This is a genomic window from Acetobacter malorum, from assembly GCF_001580615.1.
GTDB lineage: Bacteria > Pseudomonadota > Alphaproteobacteria > Acetobacterales > Acetobacteraceae > Acetobacter > Acetobacter malorum.
The window spans coordinates 218,884-245,463 of the sequence record NZ_LHZC01000056.1; the positions used below are offsets into that span (position 1 = coordinate 218,884).

The 26,580-nt window shown below is 54.8% G+C and carries 22 protein-coding genes and 1 pseudogene; 15 read left to right on the plus strand and 8 right to left on the minus strand.

The window, feature by feature from the left end:
- The first annotated feature begins 285 nt into the window (after positions 1-285).
- The 3 genes from AD930_RS15140 to AD930_RS15150 are packed head-to-tail and all read left to right on the plus strand — an operon-like array spanning position 286 to position 5,084.
- A complete protein-coding gene (locus tag AD930_RS15140; RefSeq protein WP_061506893.1) occupies positions 286-2,742 on the plus strand; it encodes a TonB-dependent receptor plug domain-containing protein in 2,457 nt (818 codons plus the stop codon).
- A gap of 29 nt (positions 2,743-2,771) precedes the next feature.
- Positions 2,772-3,734 (plus strand): ABC transporter substrate-binding protein, encoded by a 963-nt coding sequence (locus AD930_RS15145; RefSeq protein WP_061506894.1) that lies wholly within the window; start codon positions 2,772-2,774, stop codon positions 3,732-3,734.
- 27 nt (positions 3,735-3,761) lie between these two features.
- Positions 3,762-5,084: an NtaA/DmoA family FMN-dependent monooxygenase gene (locus AD930_RS15150; RefSeq protein WP_061506895.1), complete on the plus strand. Its 1,323-nt coding sequence runs from the start codon at positions 3,762-3,764 to the stop codon at positions 5,082-5,084.
- Between the two features lie 382 nt (positions 5,085-5,466).
- Here AD930_RS15150 and AD930_RS15155 read toward each other — a convergent pair whose 3' ends face one another.
- From AD930_RS15155 to AD930_RS15165, 3 genes are read right to left on the minus strand one after another with little or no spacing between them, the layout of a single operon-like run.
- The gene (locus AD930_RS15155) at positions 5,467-6,072 is read right to left on the minus strand and encodes a nitroreductase family protein (protein ID WP_061506896.1); all 606 of its coding nucleotides are present in this window, start codon (positions 6,070-6,072) and stop codon (positions 5,467-5,469) included.
- Between the two features lie 27 nt (positions 6,073-6,099).
- Positions 6,100-6,834: an ABC transporter ATP-binding protein gene (locus tag AD930_RS15160; protein WP_061506897.1), complete on the minus strand. Its 735-nt coding sequence runs from the start codon at positions 6,832-6,834 to the stop codon at positions 6,100-6,102.
- Positions 6,831-7,673, minus strand: coding sequence for an ABC transporter permease (locus AD930_RS15165; RefSeq protein ID WP_061506898.1), 843 nt, complete (start codon positions 7,671-7,673; stop codon positions 6,831-6,833). The genes AD930_RS15160 and AD930_RS15165 overlap by 4 nt, the downstream gene beginning before the upstream one ends.
- A 183-nt stretch (positions 7,674-7,856) precedes the next feature.
- Between AD930_RS15165 and AD930_RS15170 the strand changes: the two genes are divergently transcribed.
- On the plus strand, positions 7,857-8,795 hold the full coding sequence (locus AD930_RS15170; RefSeq protein ID WP_061506899.1) for an ABC transporter substrate-binding protein: 939 nt from the start codon (positions 7,857-7,859) through the stop codon (positions 8,793-8,795).
- 45 nt (positions 8,796-8,840) lie between these two features.
- A pseudogene (locus AD930_RS18530) lies at positions 8,841-10,004 on the plus strand (acyl-CoA dehydrogenase family protein).
- 15 nt (positions 10,005-10,019) lie between these two features.
- Here AD930_RS18530 and AD930_RS15180 read toward each other — a convergent pair.
- The 4 genes from AD930_RS15180 to AD930_RS15195 form a co-directional block, all read right to left on the minus strand.
- Positions 10,020-11,627 carry a rhodanese-like domain-containing protein gene (locus tag AD930_RS15180; RefSeq protein ID WP_061506900.1) on the minus strand — a complete coding sequence of 536 codons (1,608 nt, stop codon included), beginning with the start codon at positions 11,625-11,627 and terminating at the stop codon, positions 10,020-10,022.
- Positions 11,624-12,220, minus strand: a complete 597-nt coding sequence (locus AD930_RS15185) for a cysteine dioxygenase family protein (RefSeq protein ID WP_061506901.1) — start codon at positions 12,218-12,220, stop codon at positions 11,624-11,626. The genes AD930_RS15180 and AD930_RS15185 overlap by 4 nt, the downstream gene beginning before the upstream one ends.
- Before the next feature lie 15 nt (positions 12,221-12,235).
- Positions 12,236-13,042 carry a class II aldolase/adducin family protein gene (locus AD930_RS15190; protein ID WP_061506902.1) on the minus strand — a complete coding sequence of 269 codons (807 nt, stop codon included), beginning with the start codon at positions 13,040-13,042 and terminating at the stop codon, positions 12,236-12,238.
- A gap of 229 nt (positions 13,043-13,271) precedes the next feature.
- The gene (locus tag AD930_RS15195; RefSeq protein WP_061506903.1) at positions 13,272-14,366 is read right to left on the minus strand and encodes an LLM class flavin-dependent oxidoreductase; all 1,095 of its coding nucleotides are present in this window, start codon (positions 14,364-14,366) and stop codon (positions 13,272-13,274) included.
- A 142-nt stretch (positions 14,367-14,508) separates the two neighbouring features.
- Between AD930_RS15195 and AD930_RS15200 the strand changes: the two genes are divergently transcribed.
- From AD930_RS15200 to AD930_RS15235, 8 genes are all read left to right on the plus strand, one after another.
- Positions 14,509-15,393, plus strand: a complete 885-nt coding sequence (locus tag AD930_RS15200) for a LysR substrate-binding domain-containing protein (RefSeq protein ID WP_061506904.1) — start codon at positions 14,509-14,511, stop codon at positions 15,391-15,393.
- 97 nt (positions 15,394-15,490) lie between these two features.
- Positions 15,491-16,177, plus strand: a complete 687-nt coding sequence (locus tag AD930_RS15205) for a peroxiredoxin-like family protein (RefSeq protein ID WP_061506905.1) — start codon at positions 15,491-15,493, stop codon at positions 16,175-16,177.
- Complete coding sequence (locus AD930_RS15210) at positions 16,167-16,712, plus strand: flavin reductase (RefSeq protein ID WP_061506906.1); 546 nt, start codon at positions 16,167-16,169, stop codon at positions 16,710-16,712. The genes AD930_RS15205 and AD930_RS15210 overlap by 11 nt, the downstream gene beginning before the upstream one ends.
- A gap of 23 nt (positions 16,713-16,735) precedes the next feature.
- Positions 16,736-17,812: an ABC transporter substrate-binding protein gene (locus tag AD930_RS15215; protein WP_061506907.1), complete on the plus strand. Its 1,077-nt coding sequence runs from the start codon at positions 16,736-16,738 to the stop codon at positions 17,810-17,812.
- Entirely contained in the window at positions 17,809-18,804 is a 996-nt protein-coding gene (locus AD930_RS15220; RefSeq protein WP_061506908.1) for an ABC transporter permease, read from the plus strand. Before AD930_RS15215 ends, AD930_RS15220 begins: the two co-directional genes overlap by 4 nt.
- Positions 18,798-19,583: an ABC transporter ATP-binding protein gene (locus AD930_RS15225; protein WP_061506909.1), complete on the plus strand. Its 786-nt coding sequence runs from the start codon at positions 18,798-18,800 to the stop codon at positions 19,581-19,583. Before AD930_RS15220 ends, AD930_RS15225 begins: the two co-directional genes overlap by 7 nt.
- Positions 19,584-19,742: 159 nt before the next feature.
- Positions 19,743-20,684, plus strand: coding sequence for an ABC transporter substrate-binding protein (locus tag AD930_RS15230; RefSeq protein WP_061506910.1), 942 nt, complete (start codon positions 19,743-19,745; stop codon positions 20,682-20,684).
- Between the two features lie 12 nt (positions 20,685-20,696).
- On the plus strand, positions 20,697-22,019 hold the full coding sequence (locus AD930_RS15235; RefSeq protein ID WP_061506911.1) for an NtaA/DmoA family FMN-dependent monooxygenase: 1,323 nt from the start codon (positions 20,697-20,699) through the stop codon (positions 22,017-22,019).
- Positions 22,020-22,087: 68 nt separating this feature from the next.
- Here AD930_RS15235 and AD930_RS18385 read toward each other — a convergent pair whose 3' ends face one another.
- The gene (locus tag AD930_RS18385; protein ID WP_244150625.1) at positions 22,088-22,303 is read right to left on the minus strand and encodes a hypothetical protein; all 216 of its coding nucleotides are present in this window, start codon (positions 22,301-22,303) and stop codon (positions 22,088-22,090) included.
- Here AD930_RS18385 and AD930_RS15240 point away from each other — a divergent pair.
- Positions 22,302-24,674, plus strand: a complete 2,373-nt coding sequence (locus tag AD930_RS15240; RefSeq protein ID WP_244150626.1) for a TonB-dependent receptor plug domain-containing protein — start codon at positions 22,302-22,304, stop codon at positions 24,672-24,674. The two genes, AD930_RS18385 and AD930_RS15240, sit on opposite strands and share 2 nt — an antisense overlap.
- A gap of 549 nt (positions 24,675-25,223) precedes the next feature.
- Positions 25,224-26,528, plus strand: a complete 1,305-nt coding sequence (locus AD930_RS15245; protein WP_061506913.1) for a replication-associated recombination protein A — start codon at positions 25,224-25,226, stop codon at positions 26,526-26,528.
- The last annotated feature ends 52 nt before the right edge of the window (positions 26,529-26,580 follow it).

Below are 26,580 nucleotides of genomic sequence, written 5' to 3' on the forward strand. Positions count from 1 at the left end.
GCACAGTGTCCCGAACAGATCCTCTGCCAGAAGTTCAGCTTATTCCCGCAGAATTAATTCTGCTTCGGGCGAACAATTGCTCCTGGGCCGATTTCTCTCCACCCTTCTCCTGCCCGATAGGCTCCCAGACCGGAACTCGTAGCCCCCTTTGCGCCATTTCGCGCATACGGGTTTGGATCAATGATTGTCACTCATTAAAAGGATTAAAAAACGGCATTTGCCCTTTTCGGTTCTCCTTCGTATCAACACCTCCTCTCGAAAACATCATTTTTGACCGGAAAAACGATGCGGGCGTTTCGTAACTCTCTTTATATCACCGCAGCCTTTTTTGCATCACAACAGGTCGCCGCAGGTGCCACGATCCAGCCTGTGGAAAGGGTGCACCATCGCAAGGAGCTCGAGAAATCTCCTTCTCTACACAATAAACGACCAGTTCATGAAGCAGCGCGAACCCGTCAGCAAACCAGAGTTGCAAGTGAGCAGTATATCGTGACTGGCACGCGTGATGCCCATCGCACTGCTCGCAGCAGCTCCAGCCCGATCGACATCATCACCGGCGCCGAACTGGCGCGAACTGGTGCCATGAATGTCAGCGACGCACTGGTTCGCACGGATCCCTCAATCAACAGCAGCATCACCGGCGGCTCTGGCGTGGTCGCGGGCCTTCGGATGCGCGGGCTGAGCCCGAATGAAGTGCTAGTGCTTGTCGATGGTAAGAGACGACACACCACCGGTGTCGTCGCTACCTATTCCGGTCCGGAACATGGCGCGACGCCGGTCGATCTCAATACGATCCCGGTTTCAGCAATTGACCATATCGAAGTGCTAAGGGATGGTGCTGCCGCCATGTATGGCTCAGATGCCATTGCCGGTGTCGTCAATATCATCCTTAAGAAAAAGCCAAGCAGACTGAACACGACGTTCCAGACGGGTGCTCATCCGTTTAGTTATCTTTATGGGTCTCCTGGCTGGGATTACCAACTCAGTGCCGATGGCGGTGTCGGCTTTTCCGGCAACGGCTATCTGCACGTAAGCGGCCAAGTTTATCACGCCGACCACTACGTTACCGGCACGCATTACCGCCCCGAAGACTATAATTTTGGCCTTCCCGAGGAAACGAGAGAATCCATGGCGATTGAGGCGGGGCGCGATATAACGGAAAACGTAAAAGGCTACATGAACATCACGTATATGCATCGGCATATACAAAACTACATGACCAACCGGCTTCCTTCGGTCCTACCTCAAGTTTATCCCTACGGCTTCAATCCGTCAGTCGTGAACGAGGAAAACGATTATGCAGCAACCCTGGGCCTAACTGGCGATACCCTATTCGGCAGCTTTCACTGGGATCTGAGCACGACCTACGGCGCTGACGAAAGTAAGCTTTCGACAATCAATTCGGCCAATCTTCTTTACTACGCCACGTATGGCTCTACGCCAACGAAGGGCTTCACCTCAGGCTACAGAAATGCGCAATGGACGAATAATCTGGATATTTCCAGATCTTTCAAAGTATTGTCCCGCCCACTAAAACTGGCCTTCGGCGCCGAACACCGACTTGAAACTTATGACATCGTCTCGGGAAATGAACCGACTTACATCATGGGTGGTTTCCAGGGCGCGCCGGGCCTGACGCCCCAGTCGGCGGGAAACTGGAGCCGCGATGTCTGGGCGGGTTATATCGATGTGGCGATCTCGCCCATTGACAAGCTCGATCTCGATTTCGCTGGCCGCTTCGAGCATTATACCGATTTCGGCAATTCGGAGAGCGGAAAGATCTCTGCGCGCTACGAGCTTTCGAAACGCATCGCCTTCCGCTCGACGATCAGCAATGGTTTTCGCGCTCCCACTCTAGCCGAGCAGCATTTCAGCAGTCTGAGCGTTACGCCGACAGGGGCCGCCGGCAGCCTAGCCGTCGCATCTGATGCAGCTCGCCTGCTCGGGGCCAGTCCGCTTAAGCCTGAACGCTCCACCAATGTCAGCGGCGGCATCGTCTTTGAGCCGCTGCCCGGCCTGCATGTGACGGCGGATGCCTACCAGATTAACATTCGTGATCGCATCGTGGGGGGCGGCAACTACAGCGGAACCGTCGCCGAACAGGCAATCGCCCTCACCGGCATCGACCTTCCACCGGGTCTCGATCCTCGCAATGTCAGCGCGAATTATTTTTCGAATGGTGCCAGCACCCGCACACAGGGCGTCGACATTAATATCGACTACGTGACGCGCTTCGGGCGTTTCGGCAAGGTCGACTGGTCCGCCGGTATCGATCTCAACCGCACCCGCCTGCATCATTTGTCGAACGACACGAACAACCAGCCTCTGCTCAATGCCCAAGCCATCGGCTGGCTGACCACCTCGGTTCCACGCAGCAAGATCATCCTGAACGCTCGCTGGACGGTCGGCGAATGGGATGTGAATGTGCGGCAGACCCGTTATGGCCAGACCACGGGAAATATGACCTACCAGATCGCGGCTCCCGCCGATATTCGGTATTCGATCGAGCACTTTGCCGAGTTCGAGAACAAGCCACGCTGGATGACCGATCTGGAGGTGACACGGCATTTCCTGTCCCACCGCCTGCATGTCACCCTTGGTATCAACAATCTGTTTAACGTGCGCCCACGAAAGCTGCCCCTTATCCTGCGGTACAACGGGAATTCGATCTATGACACCTCGTCTTCGGGCATCCCGATTTCAGGTTCCTATTATTATGGCCGGATCGGATTTTCCTTATGATCTCTGGGCACGCTTCAGGAGCCAGACGCATGTCAAAGAAAACTGCCCTACTCTGCCCTAGCCGGCGCCGTATCCTTGCCGGAAGTATTGCGGCCCTTATTAGCGGCGCAACGCAGCCGGCTCAGGCGGAACCATCGCATCGACTACGCATCAGCTCCCAGGAATCCTCGATCCTCTTTGAAATCGCCAGGGAGCGAAAGCTATTCGAGCAACCGCTGGCGGAGGCCGGATACGCAGCCGAATGGAGCACTCTGGGGCATTCCCCGGCCCAGATGGGCCAGGTCGATTTTCTCAGCGATATCGCCGAAGCCGTGCCGGTGTCCATCCATCCGTTCTTTCCGGACCTGGCACTCTACGCCGCGGAAGGGCCAAGCCCCCATGCTTTGGGGTTGCTGACGCGCAAGGACAGGAACATTGATTCCATCGCCGCGCTGCGTGGTCGGTCCGTCGCCGTGGCAAAATCGGGAAGCTCCTTCAACCTTCTTCTTGTTTCGCTACAACAGGCTGGGATGATGCTATCGGATATCCGTCCGGTTTACCTCCCCGAAGCCGGTAGCCTTCAAGCCTTCCGTACCGGATCGATTGATGTTTGGGCGACATTCGATCCCTTCTTTACATTCGGACGCGCCCTTCCCGAAGCCTCTGTGTTGGAAGACGGCGCGGCGGTCGGCATGCATTACAACCGCTATTACATGGCCGATCGCACCTTTGTTCGCGATAACCCTCGGACAGTCGCTATCATCCGCTCGGTCCTGACCGAAACAGCCTCCTGGCTCAACGCCAATCAGGAGGAAGGTGCACGCATCCTCTCAGCACGTTGGCAGAACATGCCGCTCGACATCGTCGCCGAAGTTCTCAAGCACCGGAACTTCACCATTAGACCGGCCGACGACACCGATATCTCGGTGCTGGAATCCATTGCCGCGACTTACGCCGCCGCAGGTCTCATCGCTCCGGACAATGACATGAAGACCCTCACGCTTATCAGATAACGACCACCCGCCCAAATGGAGAAAACTATGACGAAAAAGCAACTCAAACTCGGCATCGTACCCACCGGCGTCGGCGGCCCCGGAACCTATAATCGCTGGCTGGACCCGGATATCCCCACGGATGCCAGCGTCAATATCGACTGGTATATCGACATAGCAAGACAAGCTGAGGCGGCTAAGTTCGACTGGATCTTCATCGTCGACAGCCAGTTCATCACACCCAACTCACCACCTCATTACCTAAGCCGTCTGGAGCCCCTGACTTTGCTCTCGGCACTCGCCGTCGTGACGAAGAATATCGGCCTGGGAGGCACACTCAGTACCTCCTACAACGATCCGTTCAATATCGCCCGCCGCCTTGCATCGCTGGATCTGATCAGCCGCGGCAGGGCCGGCTGGAATGTGGTCACGACTGGTGATGCCGGCACCGCAGGAAATTTCAGCCTCGAAGAACATTATGATTACGAAACCCGCCATGCGCGGGCGGCAGAGAGCATCGATGTCGTGCGGGGATTGTGGCGTTCCTACGAAGAAGGCGCCCTGCCGCGAGACCGCGAACGGAAGCAGTTCCTCGACCCCTCCAAGCTGCACACACTGAATCACAAGGGAGAATATTTTAGCGTTGTCGGCCCGCTCAATATCGAGCGTTCGCCGCAGGGCGAGCCAATCATCTTCCAGGCCGGTGATTCAGAACCGGGGCGCGAACTCGGAGCACGCTACGCCGACGTCATCTTCACGCATGCCACCACGCTGGAAAAGACGAGGGAATTCAGAAATGATCTGAGAACTCGCGCCGAAAAAGCGGGCCGCGAGGCCGACAGCCTGCTCGTTGCACCGGGGATCAAGTTCATCATCGGCGATACCGACGAGCACGCTGCGGAAATTGCACACTACTATGATGAGCATGATCACAGTTTCGCGCAGGCACTCGGCGAATTTGGCCGCCTGTTCGGCTGGCATGATTTTACCCGTTATGACCCCGATCTGCCTTTTCCTCCCGATGTCCTGAAATATGCCGAACGGAGCTGGTACACCAGCGCGCGAAAAATTGTCGAACACGCCGAGGACAATGCTCTTACGCTGCGTCAGGTCATTGAATCCATGCGGGAGAAAAACCAGGCGGCTGGGGTAGGCAGAGGCATGTCGCCCTTTGTTGGATCTGCTCTCACCGTGGCGAACGCGATTACGGAGTGGTTTGAAAATGGCGCGTTCGACGCGGTCAATATCTATCTGGAACATCCTTCCCAGTTCCAGCGCCTTGTGCACACGGTCTTTCCTATCCTGCGTGAACGTGGCGTGATCCGAAGCGACTATGCCGGTACGACCTTGCGAGAGAATCTCGGGCTATAACGGCCGAGGCAGGCGGAGCGGCCTCTCCGGTTGCTGCCGAGTCACACCTTCCGTATCCGCAATAACCCACGGCAACGACAAGGGAAAACTGATTTACCCCCATAACGCGCGGCTGAGGGTCATACCGGGCTGGCAATCGCGCATGTTGCCTCCAGCGTTTCTCTCCCCGTCGCACACACAGCTGTATGCTTCCCTGGAACGTCAAGAACCTCAAGAGACGTTCCAAGGAAGAAAACTGACAGGCCTTGGGGATGAATGGAACTCTGCGCGTGACGGCTATAGTAGAAACGGCCATCATAGCGGGAAGACACCGCAAAGCGCCTTTCCTGGTAAAGGAAAAGCACTACTAGTTATCACAAAACAGAATGCTATAGCGGAAGCCTTACAGATCGTCCGGCCTGAAACGTCCTTCAAATGCGATTTTTTCAATTGGCAGCCGACTGGATGGCTGTTCGCGTTCACGCAATTCCTCCGATAAGGTTGCAGCATCCGCCTGGCGGCCAATTACAAGAGCCGCATGTAGCTGATAATCTTCCGGGAGCTCCAGTCCCGCATGGGCCAAATCATGGTCAAAACCACTGATCGGATGAACCGCCCATCCGGCTTGTGAAGCCTGAAGCTGTATAAGAACAGCCGCTGCACCTGCATCAAAAGCATGGGTGGGCAATAAAGAAGGTTCTCCCGTCCTGCTTGAAATCGTAATCGTTCTGGAAACGATATACACGACTGCTGAAGCATTTTCCGCCCAGCTCCGATTGAATGGGATCAGCCATGAAAGAAACCGGTCCCAATCCGGAGTATTCCGGCGGCCATGAATAAAACGCCACGGCTGGATATTATAGGCCGAGGGTGCCCAGCGCCCCGCATCCAGAAATCCGAGCAGATCTTTCAGATCAATATCCGTCGGCTGATAAGCTCGCGGAGACCATCTATCGAGAATAACTGGCAGGACAGCAGAATCCGGCGCGCGGTCGGGAGCAGTTGTCATGAAATTAGCCTTATCCGAAATACAAACTCACGCGGTATGTACGCCCAGTGCATCAAGTAACAGACTACGTAGCCCTTCGAACCCTGGATCGGCATGCCGCCGAGGGCGCGGTATGGTAATGGGAACATCCACACGAATACGCCCCCGTTCAAGTACCACCGCACGGTCAGCAAGAAGAAGCGCCTCGTCCACATCATGTGTCACAAGCAGAACCGCACACCCATGCTTCTTCCACAAATCAGCCACCAGTTTCTGCATCTTTAACCGCGTCAGTGCGTCCAGAGCAGCGAACGGTTCATCCAGCATCAGAAAGGCCGGCTCCCTCACAAGGGCTCGGGCAAGCGCCGCGCGCTGCGCTTCTCCACCCGAGAGCGTAAGCGGCCATGCATTGCTACGATGAGATAGTCCGACCTCCTCCAGAACGGTTTCCGCCCGCTGCCGGATACCTTTGTCTTCCTGCCCCAGCACAATATTCTTCCACACACGTTTCCACGGGAGAAGCCGGTGTTCCTGAAACACAACCGAGACTTTACGCGGTCTGGTTACGGCCCCGTCGGTCACGGGATCAAGCCCGGCCAGGGTTCTCAACAGGGTTGATTTGCCCGATCCGCTATGCCCCAGCAGAGCAACAAACTCACCGGGAGCAATCGCCAGATCCAGTCTATTCAGAACAGGAGGACCATTGTTGAACCGTCGCGTGAGCTGTTCCACGATCACGGCCGTACCGGGATCAGCTTCAGAATAAGAATGTGTGGAGGTCATGCCTTACGCCCTTTTCGTCCATCTGGGCGCCAGGCCAGCAGAGTGCTTTCGAGAAAACGGACAATCTGATCGGATATCAGGCCCAGCACACCGTAAACGAGAAGACCTACAAGAATGATATCCGTACGCAGGAAATCCTGAGCGTCCATCATCATGTGCCCGATACCGCTTTCCGCATTCACCTGCTCGGCGACGACCAGCATCAGCCAGGACACGCCAACGGCGTAACGCAGTCCTGTCAGGAAATCTGGCAATGCTCCGGGAAGAAACACGTCCCGGATCGTCTGCCACCGTGAAAGACCCAGCGTAGACGCCATTTCCACAAGCTTAGGATCAATGGATCGGATCCCTTTATGCAGATTCAAATAGATCGGAAACGTCGCACCTAGCGCAACAAGCAGGATCTTGGGTGTCTCACCAATTCCGAACCACAGGATAAATAGCGGCACAAGCGCCAGAGCAGGCAAAGTCCGCAAGACTTGCAGAGGCGCATCAACAACGTCCTCCCCAATACGGGACAAACCTGAAATCAACGCCAGCACCACGCCTAAGGTAATCGCCACCCCCAGACCACTTCCTGCCCGCAGAAGCGATACTCCAAGATTGAAAGGAAGCGTTCCGTCATGCACTAGTGTCCAGCCCGTCACGACAATCTGGATCGGCGACGCCACGAGCCGCGTCGAAAGAACCCCTAAAGAGCACGCAACCTGCCAGAGACAAACCAGCGCAACGGGAGACATGTAACGCCTTATGGAGGAGACAAGCGCTCTCAAACTCTGGGTTTTCCCTCTGGATTCAGCAGTCTTGTACAGTCCAGTCAGCGTGATGGCGTCTGACATCGCGGGTCCTCTCACAGGCAACATTAGGTGCCTACCTTCTCTATTCTACGCGCAGATGTCAGGTGAATATTTTAAATATCAATGTTTAACGTGATTTAATTGTTCCTCAGCAGATATGCCATCAGGCTGAGGGCTTTCCTGTTTATGCAGGGTCGGTTCCCAGATTTGAACGAGTTAATTTTTATGGCCTCTGTAAGAAAACTCCTGTCCTTTGTGGCGGCACTTTTTTGGACAATCTCTTTTGCCCACGCAGAAGATACCCTGATCGTCGCTGATCAGAAAGGACAGCAGAAGGCCCTTCTTGAGGCCGCCGGACAGGATAAAAATCTTTCCTACACTCTTCAATGGACCGAATTTGAAGCCGCTGCTCCCCTTTTGCAGGCGCTTGCGGCAAACGCAGTGGATACAGGAATTGCAGGAGACGGCCCCTTCCTTTTTGCATGGGGAGCTAATCTGCCCATCAAAGCCGCCTTTCTTGTTCCCCCCAGAGGAGGCGGAGAGTCGACCGCTGTAATCACGACGACCTCATCGCCCATTCACAACGCGGCGGACCTGTCAGGCAAAAGGATTGGAACGGGCAAAGGCTCGATTGGCCATTTGCTGCTTCTACGCCTGATTGCGACAGGCGCCATTCCTGCCCCCACTCCTCATATCGTTTTTCTGGCACCTGCTCAGGCCAAGGCTGCCCTTGATACGAAACAGATTGATGCCTGGTCCACATGGGAGCCGTATGTCTCGCTGGCGGTCGTCCAAAGCCACGCACACAACATTGTGGATGGTCGGAACGTCATGCCCAACAACAGTTTCTTTGTTGCCACTAACAAGGCTCTGGCAACAAAACACGTGCGACTTGCAGATTTCTATAAACGAATGACGGCGGCCTACGCGTGGGGAACAGAGCATCAAGCTGAATACGCAGCCATTCTGGGCCGCCAGACCGGCCTGCCCCTTCCGGTCGCAACGGTCGTAGCTAAACACCTCATCGCCGCTCCGGCGCCTTTGACGCCAAAGGTCATTCAGCAGGAACAGACGACGCTGGACGCCTATCGTTCCGGCGGTTTTCTGAGAGATGCAGGGAAGCTGGAAGATGCTTTCGATCTGACAGTTTCCCCCTCACAATAAATACGTTCTGTTATCTGCAGGATTGAGGAAAAACGGAGAACCGTTATGGATGACAATCAATTTCCCCCCACAACCAGCACCACGGCTACGGACAAAGCCCTCGACGAACTGGTTCAGGTCTTTGCCGAGCGTGCACCACGCTATGACCGCAGCGGCAGTATCGCGGTCGAGAACCTGCATGATCTTCATGAAGCAGGTTTCCTCACTCTGGCATTGCCAAAAACGGCGGGGGGAGAGGATATTTCCCTTCGTACTGTGACGGAGATCATCAGCCGTCTTGCACAGGGCGATCCATCAACCGCTCTTATTCTGGCCATGCAGTATCTGCAATCCGCTACCTTTGCACAGTCATCTCAATGGTCAGACGAGGTAAAGCAGGAACTGTTCGAGAGCATTCGTCAGGAAGGCGCTCTCATCAACACGCTGCGCGTGGAGCCGGAACTCGGCACACCGGCTCGTGGTGGCCTACCCGACACGACTGTCAGCCGAAACGGTTCGACATGGCGCATTTCCGGTCGCAAGATCTTCTCGACAGGCTCGACAGCCCTTCAATGGGGCATTGTCTGGGCTAAAACAAATGATACCGAACCCAAAGTCGGACCGGTCCTCGTTCCGCTCGACCTGAAAGGTGTGCGTATCGAGAAAAGCTGGCATCAGCTTGGAATGCGCGCCACCGGAAGTCACACCATCATTTTTGATAATGTGGAGATTCCGAAACGCTATATTGGCCTTTTGGCGTCCCCTCTCGCAAAAGAGAATGTTCCAATCGCGATTGCAAGTTGACATGCGGTTGTCATAGCTGGCCTCTATAACGGCATAGCCATTACTGCACGGAACTGGCTGGTGGCGTTTCTTCACAGCCGTAAACCCTCCAACCTAGGAACGTCTCTGGCAAGGCTGCCTCGTTTTCAGATCCTGCTAGGAGAAATCGATGCCCTGCTTTTGTCCAATGAAGCTTTGATTAACCATACGATCACGCTTACGGAACAAGGCGCAGACACCGATACCACCGCTGGACTGGCCAAACAGGTCATCACGGAAAATGCCATTGCAGCCGTCAGTAAAGCGGTTGCCGCCATAGGCAATCCCGGTCTGAGTCAGGATAACCCACTTGAACGACATTACCGCAATGTCCTGTGCGGCCGCATTCACACGCCACAGGCTGACAGTGCCCTGCTGGCCGCAGGGTGCGAAGCACTGAAGGTTTAGAGAGGAAAAGGGCCGTCAGATGTTTTCCAGAACTCTGAAACCATGGGTTCCATCTTTCTCAAGCTGAGCAACCAGTCCGTACTCCCAGTCCAGATAGGCCTGCATAGCCTCTACTGCATTATCCGTACCCTCGTAAGGCCGTTTGTAAACATCATCCGGTGTCGAAAAGGCCTGCACCTCGTCCAGCCCTGTTTCAAGCGCATACCCAGTCGCCTGCCAGGCTTCCGTACCGCCCTTCAAAGCACGAACCCGACAACTTCCGCCGACAAGGTCCGCCGCAGCCAGATAAGCTGCTATACCATTCGGGGACACCAGAACGATCTCTCTGGCTTCGCGAATTGTCGGATGAGACACCGGAACCGGCCGGATCACGAACCGCGCCCCCGGAATATGTCCTTTCCGGAAGGCCGGACTGCCAGCAAGATCCAACACCAGAATATCGCCGCCCTCAAGACGATCATGCAGTTCTACAGCAGAAATCATTTCCACATCAGGCAAGGGCTTTGAAAGCAGAGGTGCTTCCTGCCCTGTTTCAAACGGCAGGCCATCCCATTCTTCCAGAACGTAAACTTCATTCCACCCCAACTGCCTGAGCCAGTGAGCCGTCATTCTGGCTCGAACCCCATCATTGTCTGTCAAAACAAGGGTTCCATGCCGCACGCCCACCCATTCATCCGTCGCCTGAACAAGCTGGCCGCCCGGTGCGGACCGGAAACCCTTCAGGTGCCCTTCCACATATTCTTCAGGCGAACGAACATCCAGCCGATAAACAGTCCGCTGCGGATCCGTCAGAAGTCTCTCCAGACCCTCCACTGTAACAGGCCGAACGCCTGTCCGCTCTGCCAGCAACTCCGCGCGAGCTTGGACCGCCTGATGATTTTGCTCTGAAACGTCTGCTCCTTTGCGAGCAGCGCCCTGTTCGAGCGAAAGTCCTTCCAGCGTCCAGCCAATCGTGCCGTTTCGAAGCGCAAAAACCGGATTGGGAATTCCGGCATTGACGAGAGACTGCGTACCGATAATGGATCTTGTCCGTCCCGCGCAATTCACAATGACGGTTGTTTCTGGCGAAGGCGCAATATCCCGAACCCGTAACACCAACTCTCCCCCCGGAACCGAACGGCCTCCCGGGATAGCCATAACATTGTATTCAATGAACCGGCGCGCATCGAGAATGACAAGATCATCGCCACGCTTAATCCTGTCATGAACCTCGCGCGCCGGCAAAGAGGGTGTATGGCGCACATGCTCAACAAGTTCGCCAAATGCCTTCGATGGGACGTTCACATCAATGAATATCTCGCCCCCCGAACGCTTCCAGCCCTCCAGACCGCCCTCAAGTGCCGATACAGCCGAATATCCAAGAGACTGAAGCAGGTGAACTGCTTTTGTTACCCGGCCTTCTCCATTATCATACACAATAATGGGTACGTCTTTGCGCGGTACCAGGCCAGCAATGCGCTCTTCAATACGCCCAACGGGCAAATTGACCGCGAAGAGCGGATGCGCCGAGGCAAAAGGTCCTTCTTCACGCACATCCAGCAGCGCAATTTCAGCACCGTTTTTGAGACTCTGCCTTACGCTTTCCGAAGAGATCACTGGCAGAAGGTGTGTAATGCGGTTCATGCAGCCCTGCTCCTGGAACGATCCCAAAGATTGGGAACATCCTCGCTGGAATATCCGGATATAAAAGTCTTCTCGATGCCACTGGTCTCGTCGTAAACGGCGCGCGAAACGCCACCGATATTGGCACCGTAGACATGGATGGAAATAGACGTCTGGTCCGGCAGAGCATTGGCCACGAGATGATAGTCATTCACCCCTGGTGCCAGAAACGCGACTTCACCCGGCTCCAGAAAATCCGTTTCTCCTTTTTCAAAACGTCCATCGTCCCTGCGCGTAAACTGCGTTTCGCTTTCCTTACCACGGAGCATCCCGATCAACCCCCAGACTCGATGATCGTGCAAAGGTGTTTTCTGTCCCGGTCCCCAGACGAAACTGACAACAGAGAACCGCTCCAATGGATCACAGTGAAGGAGATACTGGCTGTAACGTTCCGGATGTGGTCGGGTATAAGTTTCAGGCAACCAGTCATCGCGCGAGACCAGGGTTTTCAGAAGCTCCGCACCCACTTTCTGGAGTGACGCAGCGTCAGAGTGTGTCTCGAAAAGCCGCGTAAATCCGAAAACAAACTCCCGTAGTGGCTCAATATTCGTCATTGATCTCGCAGTCCTTTAATCAAGCAGATCTGGCTCAAGTGCGACGATCCAGTCCCATAAAGGCTGGAACGAATAATAGGCGCCCTGCGCCGTCCCGACCTGGCTGGCAGTCAGCCGTGCAATATCCGGTGCAATAGGCTTCAGTGGCCCGGCGGCCTGCGCCAGAAGCTGAGTATGGGCAGCATTGTCCATGGCCAGAAACCACCACGCCACAGCCTCAACAGTTGGTCCGGCGGTCAGGAGGCCGTGATTCTGAAGGATCAGGCCTTTTCGATGGCCCAGTGTTTCCGCCAGACGGTCACCTTCACTGTCATCCAGTACCACGCCGCTAAAAGGGTCGAAAACCGCATGATCCTCGTAAAAAGCACAGGAATCCTGCGTGATGGGCAGCAGCTCGGTTCCTAATGCAGAAAACGCCTTGCCGTATGTAGAGTGGGTATGCGCCGCAGCGACCACATCCGGACGGGCCCGGTGCAGCGCCGAATGAATGGTAAAACCCGCTGTATTGATCGGACGATCCCCGATCAGGATATTTCCTTCATGATCCACGAGCTGAAGATCAGAAACCTTGATTTGGGAGAAATGCACAGCCAGCGGATTGATCCAGTACCGGTCCGGGAACTCAGGATCACGAGCGGTTACATGGCCTGCAAGCCCCTGATCGAAGCCATATCGCCCAAATAGCCGAAACGTAGCGGCAAGCCGCTGCTTGCGGTGAAGCCGCTCCGCCTCAAACGTCGCTGCGGGTGTGCGTGGCTGAAGATGGTGCGTCCTCGCACGAACGTCCTGCAGGGACGAAATGTTATACTGTGTCGCACTCATAGGTTCTTCCTTGAGAAATCAGTATCCACGCCTCAGATCCAACCGTGCTTCCAGCGGTCGCCCCTGAAGGAAATTTTCAAAATTTCGGGCGATGCTGCGCCCACACAGGCCATCACGTCTGACTGGAACGAGGAAATATCTGGCGCCAGCCGAATTTTGAGAGGCGTATAAAAAGGGAGCTGAGCGCCCGGAAGCTAAGGGGCCCCCAATTAGACGCGTTTACCATGCTTCAGGCGGCCTTCTTGCCAGAACGCTGGTCTTCTTTTGCAACCAGTTCATGAACACGTGGCAACAGATCCCGTCCATAGTCATAGGCATCTCCCAGCGGATCAAACCCACGAATCAGAAAGGTTGAAATTCCCAGACGATAGTAATCCAGAAGGGCTTCAGCCACCTGATCCGGGGTTCCCACCAATGAGGTGGAGTTACCTTTAGCGCCTGTCAGAGCAGCAATGCCCGTCCAGAGGCATTTGTCCAGCCTTGAGCCTTGCTCGGCCGCAGCCAGCAGACGGCGGGACCCTTCATTCGGAATAATGGAAGAGCGGACGTAGCCCGTTTTTTCCTGAAGAACCCTGGCCTTTTCGAGAATGGCATCAGCCTTGGCCCAAGCGGCTTCTTCAGTGTCAGCCAATATTGGCCTAAGGGAGAGCGAAAATCGTAGGTTACTGCGCCCTGCCTTTTCCGCAGCAGCCCGAACACGGGAAACGGTTTCCCGAACCTGCTGGTAGGTTTCCCCCCACAGAGCGTAAACGTCTGCCTGTTCTCCGGCGACGGCAATCGCTTCTTCCGAAGACCCACCGAAGTAAACCGGAATAGCGTGCCCCTGATAGGGAAGGACGCGGGACTGGGCACCACGCACAGTGTAGAACTTGCCTTGGTAATCAAACGGCTCCAGGCTCCTCCATTCCCGACGCACAATCTCAAGATATTCGCGGGTTCGAGCATAACGCTCTGCTTTGACAGTGTGATCACCATCAGCCTGAAGTTCCGTATCACTCCCGCCCGTGATGATATGAACGGCGGCCCGCCCACGGCTGATCTGATCCAGCGTCGCAAACTGGCGAGCCGCCAGAGTTGGCGCTGTAAATCCGGGGCGATGCGCCACCATCAGGCCCAGCGTCCGTGTGGCTGCAGCGACATACTGGGCCAGCAGGATGCTCTCGGGTGAATTGGAATGAAAGGCGATCAGCACCCGATCAAAACCGCCATTTTCATGGATTTTGGCGGTCGTTTCGATATGGGCAAGATCAATGACCGGCCCGGTGGGGGGAATAATCTCGGAATGGTTCTGGCTGTTCACGAACCCGATAAATTCCACAGGCATGACTGAAGCCCCTAAAAAACTATAATGGATTGTGGTATTGACAATATACTCATTTTCTTACGTCATAATTCAAGCAAGAAACATTAATTCCACACTTTTGCATGGTTAATTATAGACCATGCCTCCAGCATGGAGCGCTGCTATGTCTCAAACGTCCCTTCCCCAGCGCATGGCTCGCAATGTTCCAACTGAACTTCTGCGGTCTTTCGTCGCCATTGTGGAAGCTGGCTCCATGGCGCAGGCGACCGAGACAATCTTCCTCACTCAATCCGCCCTGAGCCTGCAGATGAAACGGCTGGAAGATGTACTCCAACAGAAGCTCTTCCGCCGGGATGGACGAAAGCTGGTTCTCACACCAGCGGGAGAGGAACTCGTGGCCTATGCGCGGCAGCTCCTCGCCCTCAATGACCGGATCATGCACAAGCTTGGCCACGTTGCAGAGCCGGAACCGATCACAATTGGTATGGTGCAGGATTTTGCCGACACCATTCTTCCTGATGTTCTGGCGCGTTTCCGGCTCGAACATCCGCGTTGCAGACTGACGGTCCGTGTTGGCGGATCAACGGAACTGCTGGAGATGTTTGATCGCTCCCGACTGGATATCGTGCTGTGCCTGGGTCAGCACGGAGATCGCCCCAACTCCTCCTGGCGCATTGTTGGGCAGGACAGAATGGTCTGGATTGGAGATCCCGGCGTTCTGGATCAATCTGAGATTCCACTCGTCCTTCTCGAGCCACCTTGCCGGTTCCGTGAAGCGGCACTCAGAACCCTTGCAAAAGCACGCCGAGACTACCGCATCGTGCTTGAAACCCCTCACCTTCCAGCCATGCGTGCTGGTGTCCGGAGCGGACTTGGCGCAAGCTGCCGAACACGTCGTTTCGCGACGTCAGAAGGACTCTCCATTTTACCAATGGGTATCCTGCCAGAAGTCCCGGAAATCGAAACCATTCTGGTGCAAAGAAACGGTCTGTCCGAAGCTGCGCAGGATCTTGCGGAACTTCTGACAGAGGCGACTGCGGATCAATGACCACTCACAAATTGTCACATAAGAAAAACTCTTTGGAAACCATGCCCGGTTCTCCCGCATGGTAGGGACGTCAGGTCACCCTTAGGGTCTATTGAGCATGAACACTCTCTCTTCTTCCCTCCAAAGCCGCTATGAAGCCCTTGAGGCCGAACGTCGCAGAACGTGGTCTTCTGAGGCGCTGGCTGGAAATATCGCGCAACGGGAGGCTCTTGTCCGGGCCCAGCCCGAGACAACGCATGTTAAAGTAGGTGACGTCCTCTCGCCCCATGTACTTTTGGACGCAGACGGCACTACGATTTCACTCGATGACCTGACGTCTGCAGGGCCAGCTGTAGTGGTCTTTTTCAGGTTCGCAGGCTGTCCCGCGTGTAATATTGCGCTGCCTTACTATGCAGAAACACTAGCTCCTGTTCTGAAAGCCGCAGGTATCCCACTAGTCGCAGTCTCTTCACAGCCTTTTCCAGAACTCGACAGCATCAGAACGCGAAATGACTTACCTTTCCCGATCCTGAACGATCCGGAACTAGCCCTGTCTCACGCTCTGGGCATTACGTATCTCTTTGATGAGAGCGCACGAGACGCCGCGATTGCTAAAGGAGACCGAAGCGAAGCCCTGAACGGAACGTCACGCTGGGAACTTCCAAAACCCACCATTCTTGTTCTCGGCCCCGGCCGCACCGTGAGCTTTATCGACATCTCACCTGACTGGATGCGCAGAACCGAAACTTCAGTCGTGCTGACAGCACTTGGGCTTAAAAACAAAGGTGTTTATCATGCTGCATGACACCACAATCCTGTTTCCGCAAAACACCTTTGAAGCGCCAGGTGTCAGTAAGGAGCAGTTTCGAGAGGCCATGAGTCTGCTTGGGGCTCCTGTGGTTCTCGTCACAACTCACGGCCCTGGAGGACGTCAGGGACTAACAGTTTCTGCCATCAGCAGTGTCAGTGATGCGCCACCCACCGTGTTGGTGTGTCTTAACCGTAATAATCGCTCCCATCAGGCGTTTCTGCAAAACGGTGTCATCGGAATCAGTGTGCTGTCGCCCGTTCATCATGATCTGGCGCGAATTTTTTCCAGCCGCTCTGTAGCGCCTGATGAAAAATTCGCACAAGGCAACTGGGTCATTGGTGATACGGGATCAGCGCTGCTCGCAGACGCCCTTGTCACACTCGATTGCGAAATTGACGCCATTCATAGCGCCGGCACGCACGATGTCCTGTTCTGTGCCGTCAAATCCATTTCTACCAGCGCAGACGCCGAACAGGGACTTGCCTGGTTCTCTCATAATTTTCACCCTCTGCCCGTCAAACGGGCCTGACTGATTTTTCAGGGTCATTATTAATGTCCAATGCGTTTCATCCCTCACGCCGTATTATCCTGACTGGATCTCTGGCAAGTCTATCCGCTTTAAGCGTGTATGGACGCGCCTTCGCACAAGCCATGGATCATATGGATATGGGAGGACCGCAAACTGCATGTCAGGCTACCGCACCTGTAACTGTCGAACCCATTCCGCGCCCACCTCGCAACCTAACGATCGCATGGAATGAAGCCTCGATCTGCACTGCGGCCGTTCCCGTTGCGAAGGAGAAAGGATTTTTCAAAAAATACAATCTGGACGTCGATTACGTCAATTTTGCGGGGGCGACTGACCAGCTTCTTGAGGCGCTTTCAACCGGCAAGGCTGATGGAGCACCGGGCATGGCCCTTCGTTGGCTAAAGCCACTCCAGCAGGGTTTTGACGTCAAGCTCGTGGCTGGATTGCACGCTGGTTGCATGTATCTCATGACGGCTCCGTCTACTGGAATCAAAACGCTTGTGGACCTGAAAGGCAAGACCGTTGGAGTAACGGATATTGGTGGGCCAGACCGGAATTTCTTCAGCATTCGCCTGAAAGAAGCCGGGATCGATCCCGAAACGGATGTTCAATGGAAGCAGTTTCCAGCCGATCTGTTGCCTCTAGCCCTACAACGTGGAGACATTCAGGCCATTTCAGATGCCGATCCGTTCTCTTATCCGCAGCGGCGCCAGTTCGGCCTTTTGGATATTGATAACAACATGAAGGGCGAATGGGCTCATCTGACATGCTGCGTCATCGGGTTACGCGGTAGTCTCATCCGGAATGAGCCAAAAGTCGCGGCGGCTGTCACGCGAGCGATCATGGAAGCTGGCGCCTGGCTGGCCTGCAACACTGAGGAAGCAGCCACCATTTTCCAGCCTTATGCCCCTAAAGCAAATATCAAGGATCTGACGGCCATGCTTCAGATGCAGGGCCATCACCACCAGACACTAACCGGTAATTTCAGGCAGGAAATTATCCGTTATGCAGAAGCGCTCAAGCAGATTGGTGTTTTTCGCCCCTCTCTGGACACTGAACGCTATGCACAGCGTGTCACGCAGGACCTGTTCAGCTTATGAGCAACGCGCAGACTATGCTGGGCAACTCCAACGCTTTGGAGGGAGGCGCCGAAACAACGAACACTCGCTTCAAACCCAAGCAGTTCTGGCGTCAGGCCGCAGGACCCGCATGGCTGCTGTCAGCACTCATAACATGGAAATGGCCGGATGCGGATGACTTCCCTGCCACCAACCAGCTTGCCGCCTTTCTCCTCGCGACAGGCCTTGTGCTGATCGCTCTCGCAGCAGCGGGCCGACTGAAAGACCGCGCGCCGTGGGCTTTCGTTCTCGGGTTAGGCCTGGGCGTATGGGAACTCATGCAGGCAAAGCTCCTGCTTCTTCCACGACCATTTTTTGGAACACCACAGGACCTGCTTGATGTCTTTCTGACTGACTGGAAACGCCTTGGAAACAGTCTATTCCACTCCCTGCTTCTGCTGGCAGGAGGATATCTCCCCGGTTCCATTCTCGGGATTATTATTGGTGTTGCATTGGGGCGCTCTCAGCATGTCCGTTACTGGGTTCGACCTGTCATGCGGGTTATCGGGCCGTTACCGCCTGTAGCACTTCTGCCACTGGCATTTGTCGTCATTCCCTCGGCCCGCTGGGCTGGTGAGGCTCTCATGGCCCTTGCAGCGGGTTTTCCGGTCGCTATCCTGACATGGTCCGGCGTGTCCGCGGTCGATCCCGCCTATTACGATGTTGCCAGAACAATGGGGGCAAAAAATCGCTTTCTGGTTCTTCGCGTGGCACTTCCCGCCGCAACACCACAGATTTTTGTTGGGCTGTTCATGGGGCTAGGCGCGTCTTTCGCCATGCTCGTCGTGGCAGAAATGCTGGGCGTTAAATCAGGACTGGGGTTCTACATGCAATGGGCTCAGGGATGGGCCGCCTACCCAAACATGTATGCCGCCCTGTTCGTCATGTCCCTGATGTGCACCACTCTCATGACAGTGTTGTTCAAGCTCAGAGACCATCTTCTCAAATGGCAGAAGGACGGCCTCAAATGGTAAACTCCACTCAGCGAGAGGCACCTCTTGCTTTGACATTATCTCATCTCCATCACAGCTATGACACGCCATCAGGCTCCCGGCCTGTTCTGGACGATGTAAGCCTTGATGTAGAACCGGGCGAGTTTGTGGCTTTGATCGGCCCATCCGGATGCGGAAAGTCCACCCTTTTGCGGTTGGTCGCGGGGCTCGAAACTCCGGATGCGGGAACGCTTCTTGCCGATGGTACGCCCATTACGGAACCTCATCCCAGCCGCATCATTATGTTTCAGGATCCTACTCTTTATCCTTGGCGGACCGTCCGCGGCAACATATCTCTTGGGCCAGATATTCACGGAGAAAAAAATCCGGAGGCTGTCACGGCAGCTATCCGCCTTGTCGGGCTCGAAGAATTCTCCAGGGCGTGGCCTCATCAACTGTCTGGCGGCATGGCCCAGCGTGTGGCGCTGGCACGCGCCCTGATCAACAGCCCCCGTCTGCTTATTCTTGACGAACCCCTCGGAAAGCTCGACAGCCTAACCCGGTTCGCCATGCAGACGGAGCTTTTCCGCATCTGGAAGAGTCAGGGTTTCACAGCTCTGATGGTCACCCATGACGTGGAAGAAGCCTTGCTTCTCGCCTCGCGCGTCCTTGTCTTCAGTCCGAGACCTGCCCGCATTCTGGCCGACATCCATGTAGACTGGCCGGAACCACGGCACCGTGAGAATCCACGCCTTCAGGAACTGCGCGCTCATATCCTCGAACAGCTTGAGACCGGTATTTCTCCTCTTTCCCTCGCCTGACCTAACACGCACAGAAGAACCGACAGACGGCCGCCCATCCCTCTTTCTGACAGGCAGGGAAAATCAAATAATTCAAAATACATTGATAAAACTATCTCATTTTGCGCTGTTTTCTTTTCCTGATGAGATCGGATGCTCTGTTTTTGACAAGGATCACCAATGCTTCTCAGCCGTCGTGTCTTTTTCTCCGGCCTCTCTTCGGCAACCAGCGCATATCTGCTGTCCCGCTCCCAGGCCCTTGCTGCAACTCCGCTGCATGTCGGTGATCAAAAAGGTGGGGCGCAGGCACTCATTACTGCTGCAGGACTGACATCCCAGTCGCCCGTCTCGTTGCAGTGGAGCCTGTTTGCCGGAGCTCCGATGCTGATTCAGGCCCTGACGGCAGGCGCCGTAAATGTAGGCGTAATCGGCGACGCGCCTCTCGTTTTCGCTCAGGCTGGCGGCAGCCCGATTAAGGCCGTAGCGGCCATTCAGACTGATGGCACCATGACTGCAATCGTGGTTCGCAAGGATAGTCCCATCCGCAGCATACAGGATCTCAAAGGACTCTCCATCGCCACACTGAAAAGCCAGACAGGACATTATCTTACGCTCGCAGCGCTGCGTGACGCTGGAATGCAGGATGGCGATGTCCGCTTCGTCTTTGTTCCCCCCACAGCTGCAAAAATGGCTTTGCAAAATGGCAACGTCGATGCCTGGGCAACATGGGGACCTTATATCGCAGACGCCAAGATCCATGACGGGGCACGGGAAATTGTGAATGGTGGGCGCCTGATGAGCGGTCTGAGCTATGTTGTTGCTACAGACGAAGCACTTCAGAGCCAGCGAAACGATATCATCGCCTATAGCAAACTTCTGAGGGACGGCCATCGGTGGGCACTGACCCACGCAGAAGATTACGCCGTGGCCTGGAGCAGGGAAACGGGGCTCTCTCTCCCAGTCGCACGCGAAGTCGTCCGAACATCGATGGCATCCATTACACCCATCACTCCAGACATCATTGGGAAACAGCAGGGTGTTTCCGACTTCATGACTGCAACAAAAATGATTCCAGGTTCATGGAACGCGAAAGCTGTGACCGATTCAACCATAGCATTCTAGGGTATTTCTATCATGACCGCTTCACGCAGCACACGCGCGCCCTTCGCTCTCGGAGCCTATTTTACCGGCTCAGCCACAAACGGAGACGCCTGGCGAGCACCGGAAGAAGACATCGACGCTGACCTTTCGTTTGAACGATATCGTGACTATGTCGCCACTCTGGAAAAAGGACGCTTCGACGCCATTTTTCTTTATGACAATGTCCTCCCCATCCCTGACCCTTCGCACATCGCACGCACACCGGCCCTTGCACGCTGGGACACTTTCACCCTGCTTAGTGCACTGGCCGTTACGTCTTCTCACATCGGCCTAATCGGAACGGCCTCAACGACCTTTAATGAACCTTATAATATCGCACGGCGCATCGCCTCGCTTGATGTTCTGAGCGGCGGACGCGCAGGGTGGAATGTCGTCACGGCCACAGGAGGTGGCGAGAACTTCAACCTGGCCTCCCATGTCGATCATGCACTACGCTATGAACGTGCCCATGAGTTTGTCGATGTCGTTAAAGGATTGTGGAGAAGCCTCGAACCAGAGGCTTTTATACGTGATAAGGAAAGTGGCGTGTGGCTCGACCCTTCCCGCGTTCACCCCTTGAATCATAAAGGGCGTTGCTTTCAGGTGGCAGGCCCGCTCAATTCTCCGCCCCCTGTTCAGCGTCCCCCCATTCTTGCACAGGCCGGCGCGTCAGGCGCCGGAAAGGAACTGGCCGCCCGCATAGGCGAAATCATCTATACAGCCGAATATGATGTGGACGCCGGTCGCGCCTACCGCTCCGATGTTCTTGATAGAGCAGCCCGCTATAGGCGTGATGACCGACATGTCCGCATTCTACCGGGTCTTGCACCTATTGTCGGAAGAACAGAAAGCGAAGCACGCGAAAAATTCGAGCGCTATCAGACCTATCTCGACAAGGCCGACGTTCTCCGATCCATCTCGTCCTATTCCAGTCTTGGAACCGATCTTTCGCAGTGGCCTGAAGACAGACCGGTCGAGCTGGACTCCATCGTGGAAACCAACAGCCACAAAAGTCGACAATCACTAATTGTAGACTGGATCCGGAAAACCCGCCCGACAGTCAAAGACATTCTCCATCATTTTACGCGCGGCGGGCATCGTCTTCTGGTAGGCACCCCAACATCTATCGTCGATGAAATTGAGGAATGGTATCATTCTGGTGCCTGTGACGGTTTTAATATCATGTTCACATCTGCACCCGATGGTATCAATGATTTTGTGGAACTGGTCATTCCGGAGCTGCAGCGAAGAGGACTGACCCGCCAATCCTATGAAAGTCGTAACCTAAGAGAAAGTCTGCAAATTCCTGCCACATGAAACAAGCGTTGGAAAACTGTATTCTTTGAAAATCTCATTTGTTATTTCAGAACGAAACAAACATCTTTTCATAATATCTTTATAAAACTCTGGTAAAATGCAATGAGAATTTCATCTTCCATCATCCAATGGAACAGACGCGTAGCCGTACCGTTAAGTCTCGCATCCGGCATGCTACCACCTCTGGCTGGCTGGGCGCAGACAGCACGAAGCACCACCTTACAGTCTCCTGAAGCGGTAATCGTTACAGGCACACGCTCTTCCGTCAAGGCATCGAAAAGCATGTCGCCTATTGCCATTTTCACGGCGGCTGATCTGAAGAGAACAGGCCAGACCAGCCTGAAAAACGCCATCGTTGCACTCGACCCTTCAGCGAGCAACACACCGGGGTATCCCGGTCAGCTTGGCTTCACCACCAAGACGATGTCACTGCGCGGCCTCGGCGCGAATGAGACACTTGTACTGGTCAACGGAAAACGTCGCCACACCATGTCTTCCGTTTTCTATGGGGGTGCTATGCAGGGGCAATCTCCTGTCGACCTCGACATGATTCCGATGAGCGCCGTCGATCACATAGAAATCCTAAAAGATGGCGCGGCTGCACAGTATGGCTCCGACGCCATCGCCGGGGTTGTCAACATCATTCTAAAATCCGCAGACCACGGCGGCTCCGTGGATGTCGGATACAACCAGTATGGTTCAAGCGTTGGTCCACTCGGAGATTATGGCAAGGGTGGAAACCTGAATTATAATCAGGGATTCCGGATAGGCCAGAACGGCTTCCTGAATCTGACAGCTGAATTTGTCGGTAACCAATCCACAAATTATGGCGGTTACGTCCCAAAGACTCAGGGCGGCAGCCCGGTATTACTGTACCCACTACTGACTGATGGTTCCCAGGACCCACGTGAAAATGGCAACCGTTACCGTCAGATTTCAGGTGCGCCGGAATCCGAACGACAAAGCATCGCGTACAACCTTGAAATTCCACTCAATCAGAAAATCCGATTTTACTCTAACGCTACTTATACACATAGGACATCTTTTGTCGCGGCCTGGTACAGACCGTCGAACTCCCAGCAGAACATCATGAGCGTTTATCCGGAGGGATATTTGCCAACAGATACGACCGAAGACAATGATTTCCAATTCATAAGCGGCCTGAAAGGAGACAACTTCTTCGGCTGGCATTGGGATGGCAGCGTCAATTACGGGCGCAACGACAGCAGCATCGGCATCGAGAACACCATAAACAATTCACTCGGTCCTGACAGTCCCCACAACTTCCACTTACAATCTCTGGCTAATTCTGAATTGACAGCTGATTTCGATATTCGTCGTCCATTCCAGACAGGTCTTTTCAAACCCCCCCTTCAGGTCGCAGCTGGCATTGAATATCGATACCAACAGTATGAAGTAGACGCAGGCGAACGATCCGCCTGGGGGGATGGTGGTTACGTCAACCCCGCCAGTTACGTCTTTCCCAATGCTACCCCGGCACTTCCCTTCGCCTCTGGTCTGGGTGCAACCTCGCTCTCGCAGGCAGGCACTCATTCGCGCATGAATGGCGCCTTCTATCTCGACCTGACACAGAAAGTGACTAACAAAATAACGGTTGCCTTGTCCGGACGTGATGAACAATACAGCGATTTCGGCAACGCTTTAAGCGGGAAAGTTTCCGTGCGTTATCAGGTCAAGCCTTGGATCGCCCTGCGCGGGTCAGCCAGCAATGGCTTCCATGCACCAACACTCCAGCAGGAATATTTCCAGAGTACAGCCCTTTTCTATTCCATTCTACCCAGCACGAACCAGCTCGTACAGTCCTATACCAACTATGCGTCCGTCACAAACGCTGGTGCCCGCGCTCTCGGTGCCACGCCTCTGAAGCCCGAAACCTCTCATAACTTCAGCGTAGGCTTTGTTCTCACGCCTCTGAAACGGCTCGATATCTCCCTCGACGCCTATCGTATCGACATTTTTAACCAGATTGTTCCCATCTCCGTCTCCGGTGCAGGCGTTTCGGGCGCGACCGTGCTGAATATCCTTCATCAGAATGGCATCGTCCCAAATGACGGCCGTTATTATGGCTATACTTACGAGCGGAATGCAGCCCACACCCGTGCTATGGGGCTCGACCTTCAGGTGCATTACCTCAGCACATTCGGACGCGCAGGAAACGTCCTGTGGACCGTCATGATGAACCAACAGCAGCAGCAGATCATGAGAGTCAATCCACTAAACGTAAATCTCGGCCCTAGCGTCACGGCGCTCTATCGCAGCCAGATTGGCAATATCACGGCAATTTATCCTCGGAATACGCTCCGTCTTAGCGGGACATGGAACATAGATAACTGGAGTACAACCATCAGGATATCGCGTTATTCAAAAACCCAGCTCTGGAGCGATCGGGGCGCCGCTTATGACCAGACAGTAGCCCCCGCCTGGCTAATGGATTTCGATGTTTCCTATACCTTCCCGAACCGTATCCGGGTTTCAGCGGGCGGTAATAATGTTTTCAACCACCGCCCACAAACTCTCAGCAAACTGGCACAAGGCGCCCAGTCCCTCCTTCAGGTCAATCCGAACTACAGCTACGCCTCGGCCTACGGATTGGACGGAAGCTATTTCTATGGTCGTGTCAGCTATTCATGGTGAAATTCACATAGGAGGAAGGCGGCTCAATCAGATGCAGTTGGACCGGTCGTTCCTTACAATCACAAACGGCATGGAGCTTTGAGTTCAGACCGCCCTCTACCCGTCTGATATGGTGACAAAAAGCCCTTTTTAAGCAGGGAGGCCGATATTCGGGGCGCCTTGAGACGTATCGCGTTGATGGGCCACTCTGTTCTGTCAGCACGACGAAAATCTGGTCAAAGACACTCAGGCGGTTCCAGCGAATAAAGCGGTTGTATAACGTCTTCTATGGACCATACGCTTTCGGAGCCTCTTTCCTCTGAAGATCGTTGCGGATCACATAAACGATCCCGCCCAAAACCCGCCTGTCGTCCGCACGCGAACCCCATGCGCCAGTGGGAAAAATAGCTTAATCCGTTTCATACTTGATATGCGTGCTTATATTCCGGCCAAGTTGCAAAGCTTGCTACCTGGCATGGAAAGAAAAAGGCACTCGGGTTATACCCCTCCAGACAAGCATCGGTTTTCGCCGGAAAATAAAATCTTATCTACAGAGCGTGCCACCAAGACATGAGCGACCTTTTTGATACCGGAACACCGATAGGCCAACTGCCACTCGCCGCCCAGCTCCGGCCCGCGACATTGGATGATGTCATTGGTCAGTCTGCCGTGGTGGCACCCGGTTCAATCCTGCGACGACGTATTGCAGCAGGCACTTTGGGAAGCGTCATTCTCTATGGGCCTCCGGGCATTGGCAAAACCTCAATAGCGCGCGCTGTCGGCACTATGCTTGGCAAAAATTTCCGGCCTCTTAATGCGACACGCGCAGGGGTATCGGACATCCGCAAGCTGGCTGATGAAGCACGCATGGTGCCTCTGTTGATCTTTGTTGATGAAGTCCAGAGATTTTCAGCAACCCAGACTGATGACCTTCTCGCTATCTGCGAGGAAGGCACAGCTGACTTTATTGGTGCGACAACCGGCAACCCCTACCACGTTCTTACCCCGGCCCTCGTCTCGCGCTCTACAATTCTAAAGCTGGAACCTCTGAGCATTGAGGAGATGGAACAGGTTGTCCGCCGTGGCGTGACACATCTGCAAAACAGCGGCGTCCATATTACACTCACTGCCCCTCAGATCAGGGTGATCGCGGGTCGCTCTGGTGGCGATGCCCGACGCGCCCTTACCGCGCTTGAAAGCCTTGCGGTGGGGCATGAGCGAGGAACAGTGACTGTCACGGATGCCATGCTGGAGGAACTCTATGCCGCAGCCCCCGTCAACCATGATCGCTCGGGAGATGCGCATTATGATGTGGTCTCAGCGTTCGTTAAGTCCATGCGGGGCTCGGATCCGGATGCCACGCTTTACTGGCTGGCACGCCTGATCCACGGCGGCGAAGACCCACGCTATATTGCACGACGGATCATGATTCACGCCTCCGAAGATGTGGGGCTTGCCGATAACACCGCCCTCCAGACAGCAGTCGCTGCGGCACAGGCCGTGGAAAAAATCGGCTACCCGGAGGCGCAGCTCGTTCTGGCCCATGCGGCGTTACATATCGCACGGGCCCCAAAATCGATGTCAGCATGCCGCGGGATTTCAGCCGCGCTACAGTATGTCGCAACGCAGCCCGCGGCATCCGTACCCCAGCATTTACGCGATGCCCACTACAAGGGAGCCCAAGCCTTAGGTCACGTTGGGTACCGCCTGCCCCATGATGACCCGAGAGGCTGGGTAGAGCAGGTGTATTCTCCAATCCCTAAAGGAACATTCTATCAAAGCGACGCACGCGATGCCGCGACTTTTGAGAAGCGGGCCGATGAATACTGGCAACGCGTGACAGGCCACGCCCACCCTCCGGCAAAGAAATACTGAAAACATCGCAATTATAGAGGTTTGAATTCATAGAATAATGAATTCAGCCTAT

What these genes read in the sequence shown, in the direction of transcription:
- AD930_RS15140 (WP_061506893.1), top strand. Translation starts at nt 286, where the DNA reads ATGCGGGCGTTTCGTAACTCTCTTTATATCACCGCAGCCTTTTTTGCA.
- AD930_RS15145 (WP_061506894.1), top strand. Translation starts at nt 2,772, where the DNA reads ATGTCAAAGAAAACTGCCCTACTCTGCCCTAGCCGGCGCCGTATCCTT.
- AD930_RS15150 (WP_061506895.1), top strand. Translation starts at nt 3,762, where the DNA reads ATGACGAAAAAGCAACTCAAACTCGGCATCGTACCCACCGGCGTCGGC.
- AD930_RS15155 (WP_061506896.1), bottom strand. Translation starts at nt 6,072, where the DNA reads ATGACAACTGCTCCCGACCGCGCGCCGGATTCTGCTGTCCTGCCAGTT.
- AD930_RS15160 (WP_061506897.1), bottom strand. Translation starts at nt 6,834, where the DNA reads ATGACCTCCACACATTCTTATTCTGAAGCTGATCCCGGTACGGCCGTG.
- AD930_RS15165 (WP_061506898.1), bottom strand. Translation starts at nt 7,673, where the DNA reads ATGTCAGACGCCATCACGCTGACTGGACTGTACAAGACTGCTGAATCC.
- AD930_RS15170 (WP_061506899.1), top strand. Translation starts at nt 7,857, where the DNA reads ATGGCCTCTGTAAGAAAACTCCTGTCCTTTGTGGCGGCACTTTTTTGG.
- AD930_RS15180 (WP_061506900.1), bottom strand. Translation starts at nt 11,627, where the DNA reads ATGAACCGCATTACACACCTTCTGCCAGTGATCTCTTCGGAAAGCGTA.
- AD930_RS15185 (WP_061506901.1), bottom strand. Translation starts at nt 12,220, where the DNA reads ATGACGAATATTGAGCCACTACGGGAGTTTGTTTTCGGATTTACGCGG.
- AD930_RS15190 (WP_061506902.1), bottom strand. Translation starts at nt 13,042, where the DNA reads ATGAGTGCGACACAGTATAACATTTCGTCCCTGCAGGACGTTCGTGCG.
- AD930_RS15195 (WP_061506903.1), bottom strand. Translation starts at nt 14,366, where the DNA reads ATGCCTGTGGAATTTATCGGGTTCGTGAACAGCCAGAACCATTCCGAG.
- AD930_RS15200 (WP_061506904.1), top strand. Translation starts at nt 14,509, where the DNA reads ATGTCTCAAACGTCCCTTCCCCAGCGCATGGCTCGCAATGTTCCAACT.
- AD930_RS15205 (WP_061506905.1), top strand. Translation starts at nt 15,491, where the DNA reads ATGAACACTCTCTCTTCTTCCCTCCAAAGCCGCTATGAAGCCCTTGAG.
- AD930_RS15210 (WP_061506906.1), top strand. Translation starts at nt 16,167, where the DNA reads ATGCTGCATGACACCACAATCCTGTTTCCGCAAAACACCTTTGAAGCG.
- AD930_RS15215 (WP_061506907.1), top strand. Translation starts at nt 16,736, where the DNA reads ATGTCCAATGCGTTTCATCCCTCACGCCGTATTATCCTGACTGGATCT.
- AD930_RS15220 (WP_061506908.1), top strand. Translation starts at nt 17,809, where the DNA reads ATGAGCAACGCGCAGACTATGCTGGGCAACTCCAACGCTTTGGAGGGA.
- AD930_RS15225 (WP_061506909.1), top strand. Translation starts at nt 18,798, where the DNA reads ATGGTAAACTCCACTCAGCGAGAGGCACCTCTTGCTTTGACATTATCT.
- AD930_RS15230 (WP_061506910.1), top strand. Translation starts at nt 19,743, where the DNA reads ATGCTTCTCAGCCGTCGTGTCTTTTTCTCCGGCCTCTCTTCGGCAACC.
- AD930_RS15235 (WP_061506911.1), top strand. Translation starts at nt 20,697, where the DNA reads ATGACCGCTTCACGCAGCACACGCGCGCCCTTCGCTCTCGGAGCCTAT.
- AD930_RS15240 (WP_244150626.1), top strand. Translation starts at nt 22,302, where the DNA reads ATGTCGCCTATTGCCATTTTCACGGCGGCTGATCTGAAGAGAACAGGC.
- AD930_RS18385 (WP_244150625.1), bottom strand. Translation starts at nt 22,303, where the DNA reads ATGCTTTTCGATGCCTTGACGGAAGAGCGTGTGCCTGTAACGATTACC.
- AD930_RS15245 (WP_061506913.1), top strand. Translation starts at nt 25,224, where the DNA reads ATGAGCGACCTTTTTGATACCGGAACACCGATAGGCCAACTGCCACTC.